Genomic DNA, 19,794 nt, shown 5'->3' with positions numbered 1-19,794 from the left:
TGCCCCAAAGTTTTATAAGTTTATTATTTAATAATAGTAATATATATGTTTTTTATATGTATTTGTAAATGACATATAATTTTATTATTTGCGACTTATTTCTAATGCTTTTTTTATAATATGGCTTTGCTCATTCCATATTCTGAAGTATTCATTTGTGTCCCAAAGATCCCTAGCTATAAGAGCTTTTAATTGTAGTTTTATATATTTTTGAGTGTTTTGCAGCTCTTGGTCATCTTTAGCTTCTATCTTTTGCTTCTTTCCTTCTGTTATAATTTGATTGATAAGCGATAAAGGTATAGTATAGTTTCTATTGAAAGTTTCGAATGATTGGTATGTATTTTTTAGCTGTTTACGATTTTGATCTGCATATTTTAGATATGCATTCATAATTATATTCTTAATGGCTAATTGTCGATGTAATCTTGTATATTGCGTTGTGTCAAGTGGAACAAATACATCTGGCATTATTCCCCCACCACCATACACTAATCGATGTTGTCTTTTTGTATAAAACTTTTGTGATTTATCAAAGTGTATACTGTCAGGATTTGTTAGTTCACCATGTTTCAATCTGTTTTCAATATCCATATCATAATCCTCTTGATAACCTTTTTTATAAGGCTTTTGAATGCATCTTCCACTTGGAGAATAATAATGAGCTATGGTAAGACGTATCATGCTTCCATCAGGCAAATCAATGGGGCGTTGTACTAATCCTTTGCCGAATGTACGGCGTCCTATTATAATTCCTCTGTCATTATCTTGTATAGCACCAGACACTATTTCACTTGCAGAAGCTGTAAACTCATTTACAAGGATATATATCTTTATATCTTTTAGTTTTCCTTTACCATTTGAGCGAAACTCTTGTTGCTTCATATTTCGTCCTTTAGTGTATACTATCATATCCCCATCTTTTAGGAATTCATTCGCAATTTGTACGGCAGCTTGTAAATATCCACCTCCGTTGTCTTGCAAATCAATGATTAATTGTTTCATTCCTTTGTGCTGAAGTGTGTCAATAGCACTCATAAATTCAGTATAAGTTTTTGCTCCGAAGCTGCTCCATCGTATATATCCTATTTTTGGACGAATCATATACGCAGCATCTATTGTGTGTACAGGGATTTTAGAACGAGTAACAATAAAATGTAAATGTTCTTTTGTTCCGCGCCGTATAATGGTTAGTTTTACCTTTGAGCCTTTAGGGCCGCGTAGTCGTTTCATTATGTCTATTTTATCCATCTTTACACCGGCAATAGTGGTGTCGTTAACAGCTACTATGCGATCACCAGATGAAATACCTACTTTCTCAGACGGTCCTTTTACTATTGGCTGAACAACTACTAAAGTGTCATTAATCATATTAAACTGTATACCTATGCCTTCAAAGTCGCCTTCTAAAGGTTCATTCATCGCTTTTGTTTCCTTTGCATCGGAATAAGTTGAATGAGGATCTAATTCTTTAAGCATTCCTCGTATAGCATTTTCTGCCAATTTTTCTTCGTTTACAGAATCTACATAAAGAGAATTTATAGCCATTTCGGCGAGTTGAAGTTTGCGAAGAGGTGAGTTTTTTCCAAAATTAAACTTTATTTGTGCTAAAGAATATATAGGAAATAGTGTGATAAGTATTATTAATATGGTTGTTTTTTTCATTACTTTGTGGCTTTTTAGTAAGTGTAATTATGTTTTATATATGTTGATAAGTATGTGTTTAGCTATTGAAAAGTTTGTGTTTTTACTAACTATCTTCGTCAATAACGTCTTCTTCTACGACGAGATTATCTATAATAAAATTTTGTCTTTCCATGGTGTTCTTACCCATATAGTATTCTAAAAGCTTTTGTACCTGATCTGTTTTATGAAGTGTTACTTGTTCTAATCGCATTTCTGGACCGATGAAATGTATAAATTCGTCAGGCGATATTTCGCCTAATCCTTTAAATCGTGTAATTTCTGGTTCAGGTGCTAAGTCGTTAATAGCTTCTAATCGTTCCTCTTCAGAGTAGCAATAGCGTGTAATAAAGTCATTTTTCTTTTCACCTTTTACTCTGTTTTGGTCAGCTTCTATGATTGTTTTTTTGTTTTTTATTTTTGTTCTTCGGTTACGTATTCTAAATAAAGGTGTTTGTAAAACATATACATGTCCTTTCTTAATTAGTTCGGGAAAGAACTGTAGGAAGAATGTAATAATTAGCAATCTGATGTGCATACCATCGACATCGGCATCTGTAGCTACTATTATTTTGTTATACCTTAGTGTATCAAGTCCTTCTTCTATATCTAAAGCGGCTTGTAAAAGATTAAATTCTTCATTTTCATATACCACTTTTTTTGTAAGTCCAAACGAGTTAAGTGGTTTTCCTCTTAGTGAGAATACTGCTTGTGTATTAACATCTCTACTTTTGGTAATAGACCCACTTGCAGAGTCGCCTTCTGTTATAAAGATAGAGCTTTCTTCTTTTCTATCATTCTTTATATCGCTAAAGTGTATACGGCAGTCTCGTAGTTTTTTATTGTGTAGATTAGCTTTTTTTGCTCTTTCGCGTGCTAACTTTGTTACACCTGCCATCGCTTTTCGTTCCCGTTCTGTTTCTTTTATTTTATTCTCTAAAATATCAGCACAGTCTTCTTTATGAATATGTAAGTAGTTATCAACATTAAGTTTTATGAAATCGCCTATATATTTGTTTATGGTGTCTCCGTTAGGTTCCATAAGTGTGCTTCCTAACTTTACTTTTGTTTGTGATTCAAAGATAGGTTCTTCTACGTTTATAGCTATGGCTGCTACTAATCCATTTCTAATATCTATGTATTCGTATTTGCCATAGTATTCTTTTATGGTTTTAGCAATATGTTCTTTAAACGCACTTTGATGAGTTCCTCCTTGTGTGGTGTGTTGTCCGTTTACAAACGAGTAATATTCTTCACCATACTGATTTGTATGAGTAAATGCTATCTCTATATCCTCTCCTTTCATGTGTACGATAGGGTATAACGGATCAACGGTCATATTATCGGTTAGTAAATCTTTCAAACCATGCCTACTTAATATACGGCGTCCATTGTACATGATGGTTAGTCCCGTATTTAAGTAAGTGTAATTTCGGAGCATTGTTTCTACTATTTCATCAAGAAATTTATAGTTTTTAAATAGAGTGTTATCAGGTTCAAAATATATAAAAGTTCCGTTTTCATCGTTGCTTTTAGACGTTTTGTCGTCTTTCAAGCAGCCTTTTTCAAAGCATAGATGTCTTACTTTACCATCGCGGAAACTTTTCACCTCAAATTTAGAGCTTAAAGCGTTTACAGCCTTTACACCAACTCCGTTTAGTCCGACACTTTTTTTGAAAGCTTTAGAATCGTATTTACCTCCTGTGTTAAGCATAGAAACGGCTTCAATGAGCTTTCCTTGTGGAATGCCACGCCCGTAATCGCGTACTGTAACACGAAGATTATCTTCTATATCTATCTCTATTCTGTTGCCAGCTTCCATTTTAAACTCGTCAATAGAGTTGTCTATAACCTCTTTTAGTAAAACGTAAATACCATCTTCTGGTAGCTTTCCATCACCTAATCTTCCTATATACATACCGGGACGTGTACGAACATGTTCCATATCTGAAAGATGTCGTATGTTATCATCGGTGTATTGTACTATGTTTTTAGTTTCTTCTACCATATTGATTTTTAGTTTTACCTTTTTAGAGGTTATGAAAAGTTTTCTTTATGAGATAATGTTATGGTGTCTTTTTATAGTAAGCTCTTTTTAAAGCATCGACGTCTTTTGTGAATTTCAGGTGATAGAGGTCCCCACTGATTTTGTATATTTTCGTTGGTTTCCATTTCTACTTGTGTTTCTCCCCATTTGAATCCAGCTTTATTAAATCGTGGAATTAAGTCGCTAAAGAGAAGAGCATTTGCTCCTTTTGTGCGATATTCGGGTAAAACACCTACTAATAGACAGTCGACACCTTCAGTTTTGTTAAACTTAATAGCTTTCAACAAATCCCACCAACCAAAAGGAAGCAGCCTTCCTCTATGGCATTTTTGAAGAGCCCTGCTTAGCGAAGGTATAGTTATTCCCATGCCTGCAATAGCATCGTTTTTATTTCCGTCTACTATAACTGTTATGAAATCGAGGTTAGCAAAAGGGAAATACATGTTTACGTATTGATCTATTTGCCTGTCGGTAAGCTGTGAATATCCATACAGGTCTTTGTAGGTTTTGTTTACTATCTCGAACAGCTTGCGTCCATATCCTTTTTCAAAGACATCTTTTTTAGTAAGTTTTTTTACTCTAAGATTATATCTTTGTTGTATCATTTTTGCTATTTGAGCATATTTTTCAGGAACTCCATAAGGAATAGTAATGAATTGTTCGATGTAATCGTTGTCTTTCTCCCAGCCTCCAAGCTGTTCTAAGTGTTTAGGATAATAATCATAATTATAAATAGTAGCCATTGTGCCGAGCTTGTCAAATCCCCATATCAGCATACCCTCTGGGTCCATATCGGTAAAGCCTAATGGCCCTACTATTTGTTCCATTCCTTTGCTTTTACCAAATTCTGCTACAGCATTTAGCAATGCTTTAGACACTTCTATATCATTTATAAAGTCGATCCAGCCAAAGCGGACATTTTTTATTTTCCATTTTTCGTTAGCTCTATAATTAATAATAGCTGCTACACGTCCTGCGAGTTTACCATCTTTATAAGCAAGATAATATTCTGCTTCACAAAAGTCGAACGCAGCATTCTTATCTTTAGATAGTGTGTTCATATCATCGCTAAACAAGTTAGGAACATCGTAGGGATTGTTTTCGTAAAGATCATGGTGGAAATCAATGAAAGTTTTTAAATCTTTCTTTGTTTCAACCTTTTTTATTTTTATTAATGACATTGTTATATTATGTTATTATAAATTTTTAAAACATGCAAAAATAGTAATTAATATGCAAAAAGCCAAACAACATTATCTTTTTTTAATAACGACATATTTGTCTAATAGGTTATGTTAGGTATTGTTAAGGTGTTAAATATATGTTTTATAATAGTATTTGTAATGTAGATATAAATAGGATATTAGAAGAGGTAAATGGAACTTTTAAAAGTAAGGAAGTATATGTTTTGTTTTACGAAAGATTACCTTTATAGCGAACATCAGCAAACTATTAAAGAGCAAAAGATGTTATATTGTACTCAAAAATAGACTATTTTTACATGATTTTTAATTTATTTTTCATATAAAAATAGTTTATTTTTCAAATCATTTTATAATGTATTGATATGTAGTAGTTTATGTTTAGGTTGGAAAGATGTGATTTTTAGCTATAAAATTGTGGACTTTTTATATGGAAGAGTAGGAGGGTAGGTGAATTTAGGGCAAACGTTTGCACAAGGGTTATGTGTTGATTTGTATCATTTTCCTTTATAGGTTAAAAAACAAAATGTAATTTTATCATGCGATATGATGTAGTGTTGCCTAAAATTATTTAAGGCAGTCTTCAGCATGAGCTGTTATTTTTATTTATTAATACAACCTTTATATACTATTATTTATTAATCGATCAAGATATGAAAATTCGTACTTTTACCTATTCAGCAGCCGTAGTATTGCTGCTATCTGCTTGTGCTAAGAGCAGCGATCTTGGCATTACAGGAGAAGAACCTAATCCGCCTAAGCCAAAAGTAGAGGAAGTTGGGGTATCTCAGGGGTGGCCTAAAGACTATGAAGGGGTGATGCTTCAAGGTTTTTCTTGGGACTCTTTTGATGATACTAAGTGGACAAATCTATCCAGTCAGGCAGATGAGCTGTCTAAGTATTTTTCACTTATTTGGGTACCACAGAGCGGCGATTGTAATACTCCTTATAAAAATATGGGGTATATGCCAGTATATTATTTTAAGCAAAATTCCAGTTTTGGTACAGAATCAGAGCTTAGGGAAATGATAAAAACTTTTAAAGAAAAAGGTACTGGTATTGTTGCAGATGTAGTTATTAACCATCGTAACAATCTTGGTGCAGGTGGTTCTTGGGTAGATTTTCCTGTCGAGACATATAAGGGTGAGACTTTTCAAATGTTGCCAACCGATATTGTTGCTAATGATGATGGTGGAAACACAGCCAAACAAGGATATAAGCTAAGCATAAATAATGATGAAGGAGCTGATTGGGGTGGTTGTCGCGACTTAGATCATAAAAGCGAGAATGTACAAAAGGTTATAAAAGCTTATTTGAAATATCTTAAAAACGACCTTGGATATACCGGTTTTCGTTATGACATGGTAAAAGGATATGATGGTTATCATGTAGGTAATTATAATGATGCAGCAAGTATTGAGTTTTCTGTAGGTGAATATTGGGACAATAATGAGGCTATAAAGATTTGGATAAATCGTACAAATAGAAAGAGTGCTGCATTCGATTTCCAGTTTAGATATAATGTGCGAGATGCAGCAAATAATGGAGATTGGACAAAACTTAACACGGAGAACAACTTAATACACGATGTTAATTTCAGAAGATATGCTGTAACTTTTGTAGAAAACCATGATATGCAGGATCGTGGCAATGCCAGTGGATATACAAAAGATCCTATTAATAATAACATATTAGCAGCCAATGCCTATATGTTAGCCATGCCAGGCACTCCATGTGTTTTTCTTCCGCATTGGAAAAAATATAAGGAAGAAATAAAGTCTATGATAGATATTCGCAAAACAGTAGGTATAACAAATATGTCCGATTATAAAATACTTACTTCAGAGCATGATCTGTTCAGAGCAGAAGTTACGGGTAAAAACGGAAAACTTATTGTTTGTGTAGGTACAAAAGCTGGTAAAGAGTCGGCAGAAGCAGGGTATACTAACGTTCTTAATGGTAAGAACTATGCTTATTTATTGGAAAATACAGGTAAATACGCAGGTAATACAATATTATTTGATAAGTCAGAAGGCACATATTATAATAGTGTAGCGGTAAAAGTGAGTTCGCCAGCTACAGCAAAAAGTGCTAAATTAGTATATACTTTAGATGGTTCTGACCCTTTAGTAACTTCTTCTGCTGTGCCTGATAATGGCATAATTACTTTGGACAAGACAGCAACATTATCGGTGGGTATTGTTCAAAATGGTGCTATTACTACAATAGTACGTCATAAGTATACCGTTTTATCTTTTACACCTCATAAGGCAAGAGTTTATTTTAAGAAGCCAGCAGACTGGAACGAGGTGTATATATGGGCATGGGACGCTGATAATTCGGCTTTGTTAGGTGTTCAGTGGCCAGGAGTTTCAATGCATGCTACTACTATAAATGGTGAGAGTTGGTATTATTACGACTTTGATATTAACAAAGGAGGATATACTGTAAATGTGATTTTTAACCAAGGGAAAGTGGCAAATGCGGTGCAAACAAAGGATATAGTTGGTGTTAGCAAAGATACGTACTATGAGCTTGGTGCGGCAGATGATACAGGTAAATATAGTGTAGTAGACGTTACTTCAAAGCATTAATATATAGGTGTTTACCATTATAAATGGTAAAAGGAGATGCTATAAATTAATGCAGATAACTGCAATATATAGTTCTAAAAGAGCAGTGAAGGTTCTTTTAGGTTTTATAAAAATAATCACCGAAAAGTTATTATAATCTAACTTTTCGGTGAAATTTCTTTTTAAGGAATTGTAATATAATATTTTTATCTTTGCTTTTATCTACTTTTATAAAGGTAACACAAAACTGTGTGAGTAAAACTTTTAAAAGATAGCATTATATAAAATATTCCTTATAATGATATAAAAGCAGTACCTTTGTAAAAGTATTTTATATGTTAAGGTGAAAAAGATTATGCAAATAAGAAAGAGTATGATGTTTCAGGAACGAAAGCAAAGTATTTTTCAGTGCCCTATATGGGTAACTGTTTTTGCTCTTATAGCAGCTATAGTATGGGGGTGGGCTTATCCATTAATAAAAATAGGGTTTAGAGAGTTTCAAATTACTACTTCCATGACAGGGAGTAAGATGCTTTTTGCTGGGGTAAGGTTTTTTATTTCAGGATTGATAATCCTCGTTATAGCACAACGATTGCATCGCTCTTTTTCTGTTAGCAAAACTTCTGACTATTATTTTATTTTTGTTTATTCTCTGCTTAATACTACTCTTCATTATGCATTCTTTTATTTTGGTTTATCACATAGTCAAGGTTCTCGTGCTGCTTTACTCAATTCCTTAGGTGTGTTTGCAGTAGTTATTCTTGCTTGCTTATTTTTTAAAAGCGATAAGATGACTAAAAACAAGTTGTTTGGTTGTATTATAGGTTTCGCTGGTCTTGCTATGTTAAATCTTGGCGATACTTCAAAAGAGACAGATTATTCTATATTGGGCGACAATTTAATAGTTCTTAATGCTTTATGTTCTGCTTTTGCGTCGTTACTCACCCGCAGTTTGAGCCATAGAGTAGATATCTTTGTAGGAACAGGTTATAGCCTTGCCTTAGGTGGTGCTTTGCTTGTAGTGTTTGGACTGCTTGCAGGAGGTACTTTCCCTATAATTACTACTTGGGGTGTTGTGATATTGCTGCTTCTAATAGGTATTTCTACAACTGGTTTTGCTTTATATAACAAGCTAATCAGCTGTAATCCTGTAGGAAAAATAGCTATTTACAATTCGCTAATTCCTATTATAGGAGCTATCTCTTCTTGTTTATGCCTTAATGAGACCTTTTATTGGAAATATGTTTTAGCAGGTACTTTTGCCACAATAGGTATTTATATTATTAATAGGAGTAAATAGTATAAAAGGAAAGCAATGAAAGGTAATTATTAATATTTTTTCGTTTAAGTAGGTTGTTTCAGCTAATTCTCGTAATATATAGTGTTACTATCTTACTTTTTAGAATAATCAAAACCAACTAAATATTTTGTCTTTTATACAGTTTGCTGTATCTTTGCAAACGTTTAATAGTTATTTGAATGGATAAGAAACAAATTCTTCTTATTAATGATGTAGCAGGATATGGTAAGGTGGCAACAGCAGCTATGCTGCCTATCTTGTCTTATTTTGGTAACCCTGTGTATAATCTGCCCACTGCTTTAGTCTCTAATACATTAGATTATGGTAAGTTTAAGATTTTAGAAACTACTAATTATATTAAGGAAGTTTTTCCTATTTGGAAAGAACTAAACTTTAGTTTTGATGCTATTGCTACAGGATTTATCTGTTCGGAACATCAGGCTAAAATAATTTCAGCTTATTGTCGTGAACAAGAAAAGAACGGAACAACTATCTATGTAGACCCTATTATGGGTGATGAGGGAAAACTTTATAATGGTGTTACTCCTTCTACTATTATTTCTATGCGTGAAATGATAAGTGTGGCTCACCTTACTTTTCCTAATTATACAGAGGCTTGTTATCTCACAGGGGCATCTTTCTCGGAAAAGGGAGTAACTAAAAAAGAAGCAAAAGAGCTGTTAGACAATTTATGTAGAATAGGCACAAGGTCGGCTTTAATAACATCTATAACTGTAGATGGTCAGCCCTCTGTGGTGGGTTATAACCATATTGATGATGATTATTTCACACTTCCTTATACAGAAATTCCTGTCCACTTCCCCGGTACAGGAGATATTTTCTCTGCTATCCTTATAGGTCATCTGCTACGAGGTGAAGCTCTTGTTAGTAGTACTCGTAAAGCTATGGACGGGGTATATATGCTTATAGACTATAACAAGGATAATGAAGATAAGAATAGAGGAATTCCTTTAGAAAAATATTTACACTTATTATAACAAGTATGGATTGGATTAACGGGCTTTTTTCCTTACACTCTGCCCTACAATGTATTACTATTGTTGCTCTTGTCTGTTCTATAGGGCTTTCACTTGGCAAGATAAGAGTAGCTGGTATTTCTCTCGGCATAGCCTTTGTGTTTTTCATAGGAATTGCCGTAGGTAACTTTGGCTTAAGTGTTGATAAGCAAATGCTTTCTTTTTGCGAGACTTTTGGTCTTGTTCTTTTTGTTTACACACTTGGATTGCATGTGGGCCCTAATTTCTTTGGGTCATTACGACATGAAGGTTTAGGGCTTAATATATGGTCTTTAGCTGTAATATTATTAGGAACTTTGTTTTCTATTGCTCTTGTGTATATATTTAATATTCCTATGTCGGATATGGTTGGTATTCTTAGCGGTGCAACAACTAATACTCCTGCCCTTGGTGCTGCTCAGCAAGCTCTTCAGCATGCTGGTGTGAGTGGGGCACGTGCTGCTTTAGCAACTGCCGTTACTTATCCGCTTGGTGTGGTGGGGGTTATCTTTTCAATGATAATTATAAGGAAAATATTTGCAAGGGCTGAGGATATGAAATCAAAGTCGCGCGAAAATGATAATCATACTTTTGTAGGACAATTTGTTGTAGCTAACCCTGCAATAATTGGTAAAAATATAGGTGCAATAGCAGAAGGAAGTCATCAAAAATTTATTATTTCACGTATATGGCGTGGAGAAGATGTGGTTACTCCTATGCCAGATACCGTGCTTAAAAAAGATGATAATATACTTGTTGTAACAGGTAACCATGAGAAAGAAGCTATGGAAATAATGTTTGGCAAGATGGTTCATCGCGATCTTAACAAAGAAAAGGTAGACTGGAACCATCTTGACACAAAAATGGAAAGTAGAGTTGTTGTGCTTTCTCGTAGCGTTCTAAATGGTAAACATTTAGGAAACTTGCACCTTCGTGAAACTTATGGAGTTACAGTTAGCCGTGTGCTTCGTGGTGATATCAAGCTTTTGGCTACAGGAGATCTTGTGCTTCGTTACGGGGACCGTTTAACTATTGTTGGGCAGCATGAAGATATTGCTCATGCAGAGAAGTTTCTTGGAAATTCTGTTAAGACACTTAACGAACCTAACGTAGCAAGTATTCTCTTTGGTATGCTACTTGGTCTTGCTTTAGGTACTATCCCTTTAACATTCTCTGGCATGGACGCTCCTATACGTTTAGGTATTGCTGGTGGTCCTATTATTATGGGAATCCTAATAGGTGCCTTTGGTCCGCGTTTCAGAATAATAACTTATACTACCCGAAGTGCTTCTCTCATGCTTCGCAAATTAGGATTGTCCCTCTATCTGGCGTGCTTAGGCTTAGAAGCAGGAAAGGATTTTTTAAATACTATAGTACGTCCAGAAGGATTGTTATGGATAGGGTTAGGTTTGGCTATAACAGTATTACCTACTGTTATAATAGGTGTTATAGCACTAAAAACAAAGAAATTAGATTTTGGTACTATGTGTGGAATCTTATGTGGTTCCATGGCTAATCCTATGGCTTTGGGTTATGCCAACGATACTTCTAAGGACGAATCAAGTAATATAAGCTATGCCACTGTTTATCCTTTAGGTATGTTTATTCGCGTGATTATTGCCCAAATTTTAGTCATGTTCTTTGTTTGACGAAGGAAAATAATTACCTTTGCAGATATAAACAAATGTTGCTCTGATAGTTCAATGGATAGAACGTAGGTTTCCTAAACCTTTGATCTGGGTTCGATTCCCAGTCAGAGTACAGAAAAATTCCATTTAGTATAATGCTAATTGGGATTTTTTTATAATACAATAACCATTCTCTTTATATGAAGTTTTAGATTATAAAGGTAAAAAAAATAAACTTTTGGCACATTTTGATAAACTTTTATTTACCTTTGTATAAAAGATATAAGGATGACAATTTTAACGTTTACACTTATCTTAATATTAGCTGCATATTTAGCAGGACTATTAGGATCTTTAACAGGATTAGGTGGTGGGGTAGTAGTAATACCGGTTTTAACTTTAGGTTTTGGTATAGACTTTCATTATGCTATAGGAGCAGCTCTTATAGCTTCTATTTCTACCTCGTCAGGGTCGGCAAGTGCATATGTTCGTGAAGGTATTACAAATATACGCTTAGGAATGTTTCTCGAAATAGCTACTACGATAGGAGCTGTTCTTGGAGCTTTTATTGCCATTTGGATGCCTACAAATATTATTGCTGTTATATTTGGCATTGTTATGATGATGACAGCTGTGTTACAGCAACGACGTAAAACCGACCATTCTAACGTTATAGGTAGTACAATGGCTAAGAAGCTAAAGCTCTATGGCACTTATCCTACCAAAGAAGGTATTAAATCTTACGAACTAACAAATGTAGGAGGAGGATTCTCTATAATGGTTAGTGCAGGAATTTTGTCAGGCTTATTAGGTATCGGTAGTGGTGTTTTAAAGGTATTAGCTATGGACACTGCTATGAAAGTACCTTTCAAAGTAAGTACTACAACGAGCAATTTTATGATAGGCGTAACTGCTGTTGCTTCTGCTGTAGTATATCTTCAACGTGGATATATTGACCCAGGAATAGCTTTTCCCATTATCATTGGAGTACTATGTGGTTCATTAACAGGAGCAAAATTGCTAAAACGTCTTAATGTAAATATTCTAAGAAAAGTTTTCTCAATAGCAATAGTTTTAGTAGCTCTTAATATGATATATAATGGAATAATTGGTAAATTTTAGGATATGGAAACGAATAACGAAAGTAAAAAGATGCAGTTACTCATCAGTTCTACGCTACGCATAGGTGTTATTACTGCTTCAACGATAGCTTTAATAGGTGGTATTTATTATCTCATCTGTCATGGTGCAGATACTATACCAAACTATCATAAGTTCCACGGTGAGGCTACTAATCTTACAACATTGAAAGGAATTTTTGCAGGTGTGTACCAAAAGCAAGCAGAAAACTGTATTCAATTAGGGGTCATCATTCTGTTGCTAACCCCTATTTCGCGTATAATCCTCTCTTTGTTCGACTTTGCTATTCAGCGCGATTGGCTATATGTTGTTATTACTGCTATAGTTCTTGCTGTAATTATTTCAAACTCTATAAGTGGACTTTAAGACCTTTTTATATAAAGACTATTTTTATAAAGATATATACAGGCTAAATATTATATATTAATAAAACCTCTATTCATGATGAAAATAATATAATATAAAACATATCAAATGAGATAAAATAGAAACAAATAGCATGATAATACATATCTATCACTACTAAACAACCTTAAAAAACTAATATATTTTGCTTATTTTCATAATAAACCACTAAAAGGCAGTGATATATAAAGTTTTCTAATTAAATTTGCAGATAAATTATTTATTAGAATAAAGATGAACTACAAGATATTTACGCTCATCACGTCAGCTGCAACATTGTTTGCAACTTCTTCGTGCTTAACAGAAGATACGCAAAATAAAGATGTAAATTATGATGATACAGCCATAATGAGCTTTACATTGGGAAAGCTAAAACAGGTTAGAGACACCATAGGAAAGAATGGCAAGGATAGCACTTATATAGCAATATGTGCTGGAAATAAATATAAATTTCATATAGATCATGCTAATGCTAAGATTTATAATACAGAGATGCTGCCTTATGGCATAAAGACTAATGCTGTTTTAGCATCTATAAAAACCAAAAATGGTGGATTTATTGCTATAAAATCGCTTACTAATGATACATTTAAACCATATAGAACAAACGATTCTATAGACTTTTCCAAAGAACGAAAGCTATATGTATATGCAAATAATTCAAAAGTATATCGCATATATACTGTTACTGTGAATGTAGAAAAGCAGCAAAATAATAATAATATAGCATGGACAGATTTAAAGGACTATAAACCTTTTGAAACTCTCTCTGCAACAAAAGCTGTTTGCACTAATGATAAAATTTTTGTAGCAGGTGTAAATGAAACAACTACTACATTATATTCTACATCTATAACAGATGGAAATACATGGGAAAAATATAGTCATACTTTCTCAAAAGACGCATACAAAAATATAGTAACACTACATAATACACTCTTTATACTGGATAACCATCAAGTGTTGAGTTCTAATGATGGAGAGCATTGGACAGTTGTAAATGAAGATAATAATTTAGTAAGCCTCTTTGCTTCACCATTATCTTTATATGCTATCACAGCAGATAATAAAATTAAAATTTCAACAGATAATGGTAAAACATGGAAAGAGGAAGTATTATCAAGTGATGTTTCAGATTTGCCTATATGTAGTATTAGCGATGCTTTATTATTTTCCACTAACTCTGGAAACAACTTAAAACGTTTACTTTTTATTGGATATAACTCAAATAAAAATATGGTGGAATGGACACGACTTATAAATACTGCTAACAATAGCAATAATTATAATTGGAACACTATAGAATCGTTTTCAAGCTATACGCTTCCTGAATATAAAAATCTTATTGTAACAAGCTATAATAATTGTCCAATAGCATTAGGGTTGACAAGCGATAACAAAATAGCTCCACTGCTAATAAGTTACGATCAGGGTATAACATGGAAAAAGAATAAAGCATACACAATACCTTCTTCTACAACTACAGCAAAAACAATGGCAGCTACTATAGATAAAAATAATAACCTATGGATAATCAATGGTAGTAAAGTATGGAGAAGATTGCTAAGATAATCTTTTAATATATATAAATATTCAACATTAACATAAATAGCACATATAGAGAAAACTTTATCAAGCACCTTATTTTTTTCATTATGGAAGAAAAAATAGATATGACCCGCATTCCTGAACACATAGCTATTATTATGGACGGTAATGGCAGATGGGCACAAAGACGTAACCAGCCACGTACAGAAGGACATAAGGCTGGAGTAGAAACTGTGCGACGTATAACAAATATATGTGGCAAAATAGGAGTGAAATATCTAACACTTTATACATTTTCAACAGAGAATTGGAATCGTCCTTCAAATGAGATATCCACTCTTATGGGGCTTGTTATCTCTTCTTTAGAAGATGAAATATTTATGAAAAATGATGCGCGATTACTTGTTATTGGGGACATTGGACGTTTACCAAGTAATGTACAATTGGCTCTTAAACGTACTATCAATAATACAAAAAATAACAAAAGGCTTACGTTGGTTGTAGCTCTTAGCTACTCTGCACGATGGGAAATAACAAAAGCAGCACAAGATATAGCCTGCGAGTTACAGCAAAAGAACGTTCAGCTCAATGCTGATAATATAAAGACTTATATTACAGAAGAAACAATCTCACAACACCTTACTACAGCTTCTATACCTGATCCTGACTTATTAATAAGGACTGGGGGAGAAGTACGTATATCGAACTATTTACTTTGGCAAATAGCTTATACTGAACTATATTTCTGTAATACCTTTTGGCCGGACTTTTCAGAAGAAGATTTATACAAAGCTATAGCTAATTTCCAAAGTCGTCAACGTCGATTCGGAAAGACTGGATACCAAATAGAAAATGAAAATAAATAAGCAAACGTGATATAGATGAAAAATATAAATAAAATATTAATACTTATAGCCTTTGCTACTGGAGGTATATATACTGTTAATGCACAAGAAAAAATTATCAAACCTAATATTTCATATTCAGGTGTCCCTGCTACTTACCGCATTGCAGGAATGCATGTTACTGGTATTAAAGGTTATGAAGATTATGTTTTAACAGGTATCTCTGGGCTTTCTATTGGGCAAAAAGTAGAAGTGCCCGGTACAGCTATATCAGATGCTGTAAAACGATATTGGAAGCATGGTCTCTTTTCGGATGTTTCTATAAGTGCCGATTCTATTGTTGGTGAAGATATTTATCTCAACATTTATTTAAAAGCAAGGCCACGTGTATCTACTATTAACTATAATGGGGTATCGAAAAAGGAAAAAGATGATATGGAAAGTAAGCTCGGACTATTAAAAGGTGGGCAAATAACACCTAACATGATAGACCGTGCTAAGATGATTGCAAAAAGATATTTTGAAGACAAAGGCTATAAAAATGCAGAAATAAATATAATACAACATGATGATAATAGTAAGGAACATGTTATCCTTGATGTAAATATAGATAAAAGACAAAAAATAAAAGTCCGCAATATTATCATAGAAGGTAATAAAGAAGTTTCTGATAAAAAGCTGAAAGGAAACTTGTTTAAAAAAGGTGCTTTTGCTAAAATACATGAATCTGGTAAATTTGCTAACTTTTTTAAATCTAAAAAATATACCCCAGAGCGTTGGGCAGAGGATAAGAAAAATATTATTTCAAAATATAATGAATATGGTTATCGAGATGCAAACATCGTTAAAGATAGTGTAATTAATGTTGATAAAAAACACGTTGATATATATATTAAGATTAATGAGGGTAAGAAATACTATATCCGAAACATAACTTGGGTAGGAAACACTGTTTATAGTACTGATTATCTATCACGTTTGCTTGATATGCATAAGGGAGATGTGTATAACCAAAAGCGCCTTAATAAGCGTTTATCTGAGGACGAAGATGCTGTAGGAAATGCGTATTGGAATAATGGTTATTTGTTTTACAATCTGCAACCTACGGAAATAAATATAGATGGAGATAGCATTGATTTGGAAATGCGTATATTTGAAGGTACACAAGCTCATATTAATCATGTTCGTATAAATGGTAATGACCGTTTATATGAAAATGTTATACGTCGTGAAATGCGTACCAAACCAGGCGATCTTTTCTCTAAAGAAGCTCTGCAACGTACAGCTCGAGAATTGGCATCTATGGGACATTTTGACCCAGAACATGTTAATCCAGATGTAAAACCAAACTATGAAACAGGTACGGTAGATCTTAATTGGAACTTAAAACCAAAATCTAATGACCAAATAGAGTTATCTCTTGGCTGGCAACAAACAGGTATTGTAGGTAAAGTAGGGTTAAAGCTAAACAATTTCTCTATAGCTAACCTCTTTAATAAAAACCGTGAACACCGTGGTATTTTACCAATTGGCGATGGAGAGGTTTTGTCTTTAAGTGCACAAAGTAATGGTAGATACTATCAATCTTATAGTGTAAATTACTCTACTAACTGGTTTGGAGGGAAGCGTCCTATTCAGTTTTCCGTGGGTTCTTATTATAGCAAACAGACCGATGTAAGTAGCAACTACTATAACAATGCTTATATGAATAATTACTATAACTATAGGTATGGATATGGTAATTATAATTATAACAACTACGAAAACTATCTTGACCCTAACAAATATATACAATTATTAGGTGTTAACGTTGGTTGGGGTAAGCGTCTAACATGGCCAGATGACTATTTTACCCTATCTCTTCAGTTATCTTATCAGCGTTATATGCTTAAAAATTGGCGTTATTTTATAATGGCTAACGGTACTGCAAACAACTTGAATCTAAGTATTTCGCTTAACCGCTCTTCTACAGATAATCAGCTTTTCCCACGTCGTGGCTCCGAATTTATAGCATCACTTACGATCACTCCTCCATGGAGTAAGTGGGATAATAAGGATTATGAGCATTTGGCAACGGATCTTAAGTCGGGTGCATATAGTGCAGAGCAACAGGAAAAATATAAGTGGATAGAATATCATAAGTGGAAATTTAAGGCACGTACCTTTACTTCTCTTACTAATGGACAAAAGAATCTTGTATTAATGACTCGTGTAGAATTTGGAATATTAGGTAGTTATAATAAGTATAAAAAGAGTCCATTTGAAACCTATTATATGGGTGGTGATGGTATGAGTGGTTACTCTACAGGATATGCTACCGAAACTATTGGACTACGTGGGTATGAAAACGGTTCGCTAACTCCGTATCGTGCTGAAGGTTATGCTTACGATCGCTTAACTCTTGAGCTACGTTATCCATTCCTTTTAGGCAACACTACAATATATGGACTTGGCTTTGTTGAGGCTGGTAATGCATGGACAGAGGCCAGCAAGTTCAATCCTTTCCAATTAAAGCGTTCAGCAGGTCTTGGTGTACGTATATTTTTACCTATGATAGGGTTGATGGGTATCGACTGGGCATATGGCTTTGATAAGGTATATGGTCAGAAAGGCGGAAGTCAATTCCACTTTATACTTGGACAAGAGTTTTAAGACTTAGAAGAAACTAATAAAAAAACATAAAAGATGAAGAAACTAATATTGCTATCTATACTGGCTATTTTGTCAATATCAGCTAATGCGCAGAGCTTTGCACTTGTAGATATGGAATATATCCTCAATCATATAGACAATTATACAAAGGCTAATTATGAGCTTAACCAGTTAAGTAAGAAGGTACAGGAGCAAATAGATGCAGTAAAAAAAGATGCTGCTAACCTCTACCGAGATTATCAAAAGAACTTATCTACTTTAACCCCTGAGGAAAAAAGGAAACGTCAAGATGCCATTATGGATAAGGAGAAGAAGGCTGCAGAGGTTAAGTTAAAATACTTTGGGCCACAAGGAGAATTAGCAAAAAAACGCTCAGAAATGCTTAGTCCGATACAAGATGCAGTATATACGGTTATTAAGCAAATATCAGAAAAGCGTGGTTATAGTATGGTTATCGACCGTTCGAGCGAAACGGCAGGTATTATTTACGGTTCACCAGCTATCGATATAAGCAATGAAGTGTTGCAATCTCTCGGTAGTATTTCTAATTAATAAATAAAAAAAATTATAAACACTTTAACAAAACAACAAAAAATGAAAAAGTTATTATTGATATTGATGCTATGCGCACCAATGACAATGTTTGCTCAGAAGTTTGGTCATCTCGACTCTCAGGCTCTTTTACAATCACTTCCAGAGGCTATAGCTATCCAAAACAAGCTACAAGCTAAAGGAAAGGAGTACCAAAAGCAGATAGAAGATATGCAAGCTGAGCTTCAACGTAAAGGTGAGGCATACGAAAAAGCAAAGAACACTATGAACCCAACTAAGCAAGCTGAAAGCGAAAAAGAGCTTCAGGGACTATATGCAAAGATACAGCAGACCGCACAAGACAATCAAAAGGCTTTTAACGAAGAGCAGCAAAAGCTTCTTGGTCCTGTACTTGAGAAGGTACGTAATGCTATTGCTGCCGTTGCTAAAAGAGGTGGTTATACCTATATTATGGAAAAGGCAGCTGGTCAGCCTATATATATAAATGAAGCTATCAGCAAGGACGTTACTGCCGAGGTTAAGGCTCAGCTATCAAAAACTAAATAAAGAAAAGTCGTGGGGTGTCTTTCCCCCATAAATATTTACCCCATTCTGTTGTGGAATAGGGCTTTAGGGTGAAGTCATCGCATGAATAAAATTTCTTGCGTTGATTTCACTTTTTATTAAATATCTATATAAAAAAAGAATGAAAAAAATCTGTTTTGCTCTCCTACTTATATTTTTCCCCTTGCTCATAAGTGCTCAAAACTTAAAGTTTGGGTATTTTAGTTATAACAAAGTGTTCCATGCTATGGCAGGTTATACAAAAGCATTAAGCACTTATGCTTCTATTAAAGCCAAATATGATGCAGAGGTAAAACGGTCGGAAGATGATTTTAACATGCGTTATGAAGACTTTTTAGAGGTACAACGCACTCTTGCTCCTTCCATACTTCATAAGCGTCAGGCCGAGCTTGAAGAGCTCTTGCAGCGCAACAAAACTTTTAAAAGCGAGGCAGAACGGCTCCTTCAGAAAGCTGAACAAGACACTTTTGCGCCTGTTAAAGAACAGCTTAACATGGCATTACAGCAGATAGGTAAGGAGAATGGTTATGCTTTTATCTTTAATACCGATAACGACGCTGTTCCTTTCATAAACGATGCTATTGGTGAAGATATTACTAACATGCTTACAGCAATTTTAAAATAGCTATAAAAGATGGGTTA

The 19,794-nt window shown here is 34.1% G+C and carries 15 protein-coding genes and 1 tRNA gene; 13 read left to right on the top strand and 3 right to left on the bottom strand.

All coding sequences use genetic code 11. The features are described 5' to 3' along the window. Positions 1-84: 84 nt before the first annotated feature. From HMPREF9018_RS01805 to HMPREF9018_RS01795, 3 genes are all read right to left on the bottom strand, one after another. On the bottom strand, positions 85-1,662 hold the full coding sequence (locus HMPREF9018_RS01805; RefSeq protein ID WP_008447327.1) for a S41 family peptidase: 1,578 nt from the start codon (positions 1,660-1,662) through the stop codon (positions 85-87). 85 nt (positions 1,663-1,747) lie between these two features. Continuing rightward, on the bottom strand, positions 1,748-3,688 hold the full coding sequence (locus HMPREF9018_RS01800; RefSeq protein ID WP_008447307.1) for a DNA topoisomerase IV subunit B: 1,941 nt from the start codon (positions 3,686-3,688) through the stop codon (positions 1,748-1,750). A gap of 71 nt (positions 3,689-3,759) precedes the next feature. After that, positions 3,760-4,908, bottom strand: coding sequence for a hypothetical protein (locus HMPREF9018_RS01795; RefSeq protein ID WP_008447324.1), 1,149 nt, complete (start codon positions 4,906-4,908; stop codon positions 3,760-3,762). A 674-nt stretch (positions 4,909-5,582) separates the two neighbouring features. On the opposite strand from HMPREF9018_RS01795, the gene HMPREF9018_RS01790 reads away from it, so the two are divergent. The 13 genes from HMPREF9018_RS01790 (at position 5,583) to HMPREF9018_RS01730 (ending at position 19,777) form a co-directional block, all read left to right on the top strand. Continuing rightward, positions 5,583-7,523 (top strand): starch-binding protein, encoded by a 1,941-nt coding sequence (locus tag HMPREF9018_RS01790; RefSeq protein ID WP_008447306.1) that lies wholly within the window; start codon positions 5,583-5,585, stop codon positions 7,521-7,523. A 334-nt stretch (positions 7,524-7,857) separates the two neighbouring features. Then, positions 7,858-8,802 (top strand): DMT family transporter, encoded by a 945-nt coding sequence (locus HMPREF9018_RS01785; protein ID WP_019036320.1) that lies wholly within the window; start codon positions 7,858-7,860, stop codon positions 8,800-8,802. A 179-nt stretch (positions 8,803-8,981) separates the two neighbouring features. Then, the gene (locus tag HMPREF9018_RS01780) at positions 8,982-9,800 is read left to right on the top strand and encodes a pyridoxamine kinase (RefSeq protein WP_008447277.1); all 819 of its coding nucleotides are present in this window, start codon (positions 8,982-8,984) and stop codon (positions 9,798-9,800) included. 5 nt (positions 9,801-9,805) lie between these two features. After that, the gene (locus HMPREF9018_RS01775) at positions 9,806-11,467 is read left to right on the top strand and encodes a putative transporter (RefSeq protein ID WP_008447226.1); all 1,662 of its coding nucleotides are present in this window, start codon (positions 9,806-9,808) and stop codon (positions 11,465-11,467) included. A 40-nt stretch (positions 11,468-11,507) separates the two neighbouring features. Then, positions 11,508-11,579: transfer RNA gene (locus HMPREF9018_RS01770), tRNA-Arg, on the top strand. Positions 11,580-11,734: 155 nt separating this feature from the next. Further along, positions 11,735-12,568 carry a sulfite exporter TauE/SafE family protein gene (locus tag HMPREF9018_RS01765; protein ID WP_008447255.1) on the top strand — a complete coding sequence of 278 codons (834 nt, stop codon included), beginning with the start codon at positions 11,735-11,737 and terminating at the stop codon, positions 12,566-12,568. Between the two features lie 3 nt (positions 12,569-12,571). Further along, positions 12,572-12,952 carry a DUF1634 domain-containing protein gene (locus HMPREF9018_RS01760; RefSeq protein ID WP_008447234.1) on the top strand — a complete coding sequence of 127 codons (381 nt, stop codon included), beginning with the start codon at positions 12,572-12,574 and terminating at the stop codon, positions 12,950-12,952. Between the two features lie 273 nt (positions 12,953-13,225). After that, complete coding sequence (locus HMPREF9018_RS01755) at positions 13,226-14,563, top strand: DUF6242 domain-containing protein (RefSeq protein WP_008447271.1); 1,338 nt, start codon at positions 13,226-13,228, stop codon at positions 14,561-14,563. 83 nt (positions 14,564-14,646) lie between these two features. Then, entirely contained in the window at positions 14,647-15,405 is a 759-nt protein-coding gene (locus tag HMPREF9018_RS01750; protein WP_008447208.1) for an isoprenyl transferase, read from the top strand. Positions 15,406-15,420: 15 nt separating this feature from the next. Continuing rightward, positions 15,421-18,036 (top strand): BamA/OMP85 family outer membrane protein, encoded by a 2,616-nt coding sequence (locus tag HMPREF9018_RS01745; protein WP_008447368.1) that lies wholly within the window; start codon positions 15,421-15,423, stop codon positions 18,034-18,036. A 33-nt stretch (positions 18,037-18,069) separates the two neighbouring features. Further along, complete coding sequence (locus HMPREF9018_RS01740) at positions 18,070-18,588, top strand: OmpH/Skp family outer membrane protein (RefSeq protein WP_008447210.1); 519 nt, start codon at positions 18,070-18,072, stop codon at positions 18,586-18,588. A gap of 42 nt (positions 18,589-18,630) precedes the next feature. Continuing rightward, a complete protein-coding gene (locus tag HMPREF9018_RS01735; RefSeq protein WP_008447192.1) occupies positions 18,631-19,134 on the top strand; it encodes an OmpH/Skp family outer membrane protein in 504 nt (167 codons plus the stop codon). A gap of 139 nt (positions 19,135-19,273) precedes the next feature. Beyond that, positions 19,274-19,777 (top strand): OmpH/Skp family outer membrane protein, encoded by a 504-nt coding sequence (locus HMPREF9018_RS01730; protein WP_008447330.1) that lies wholly within the window; start codon positions 19,274-19,276, stop codon positions 19,775-19,777. Positions 19,778-19,794 lie beyond the last annotated feature (17 nt).

Source organism: Prevotella amnii CRIS 21A-A, from assembly GCF_000177355.1.
Taxonomy (GTDB): domain Bacteria; phylum Bacteroidota; class Bacteroidia; order Bacteroidales; family Bacteroidaceae; genus Prevotella; species Prevotella amnii.
The sequence above is the reverse complement of the archived record's forward strand: the minus strand, read 5'-3'. Positions and strand labels throughout refer to the sequence as shown.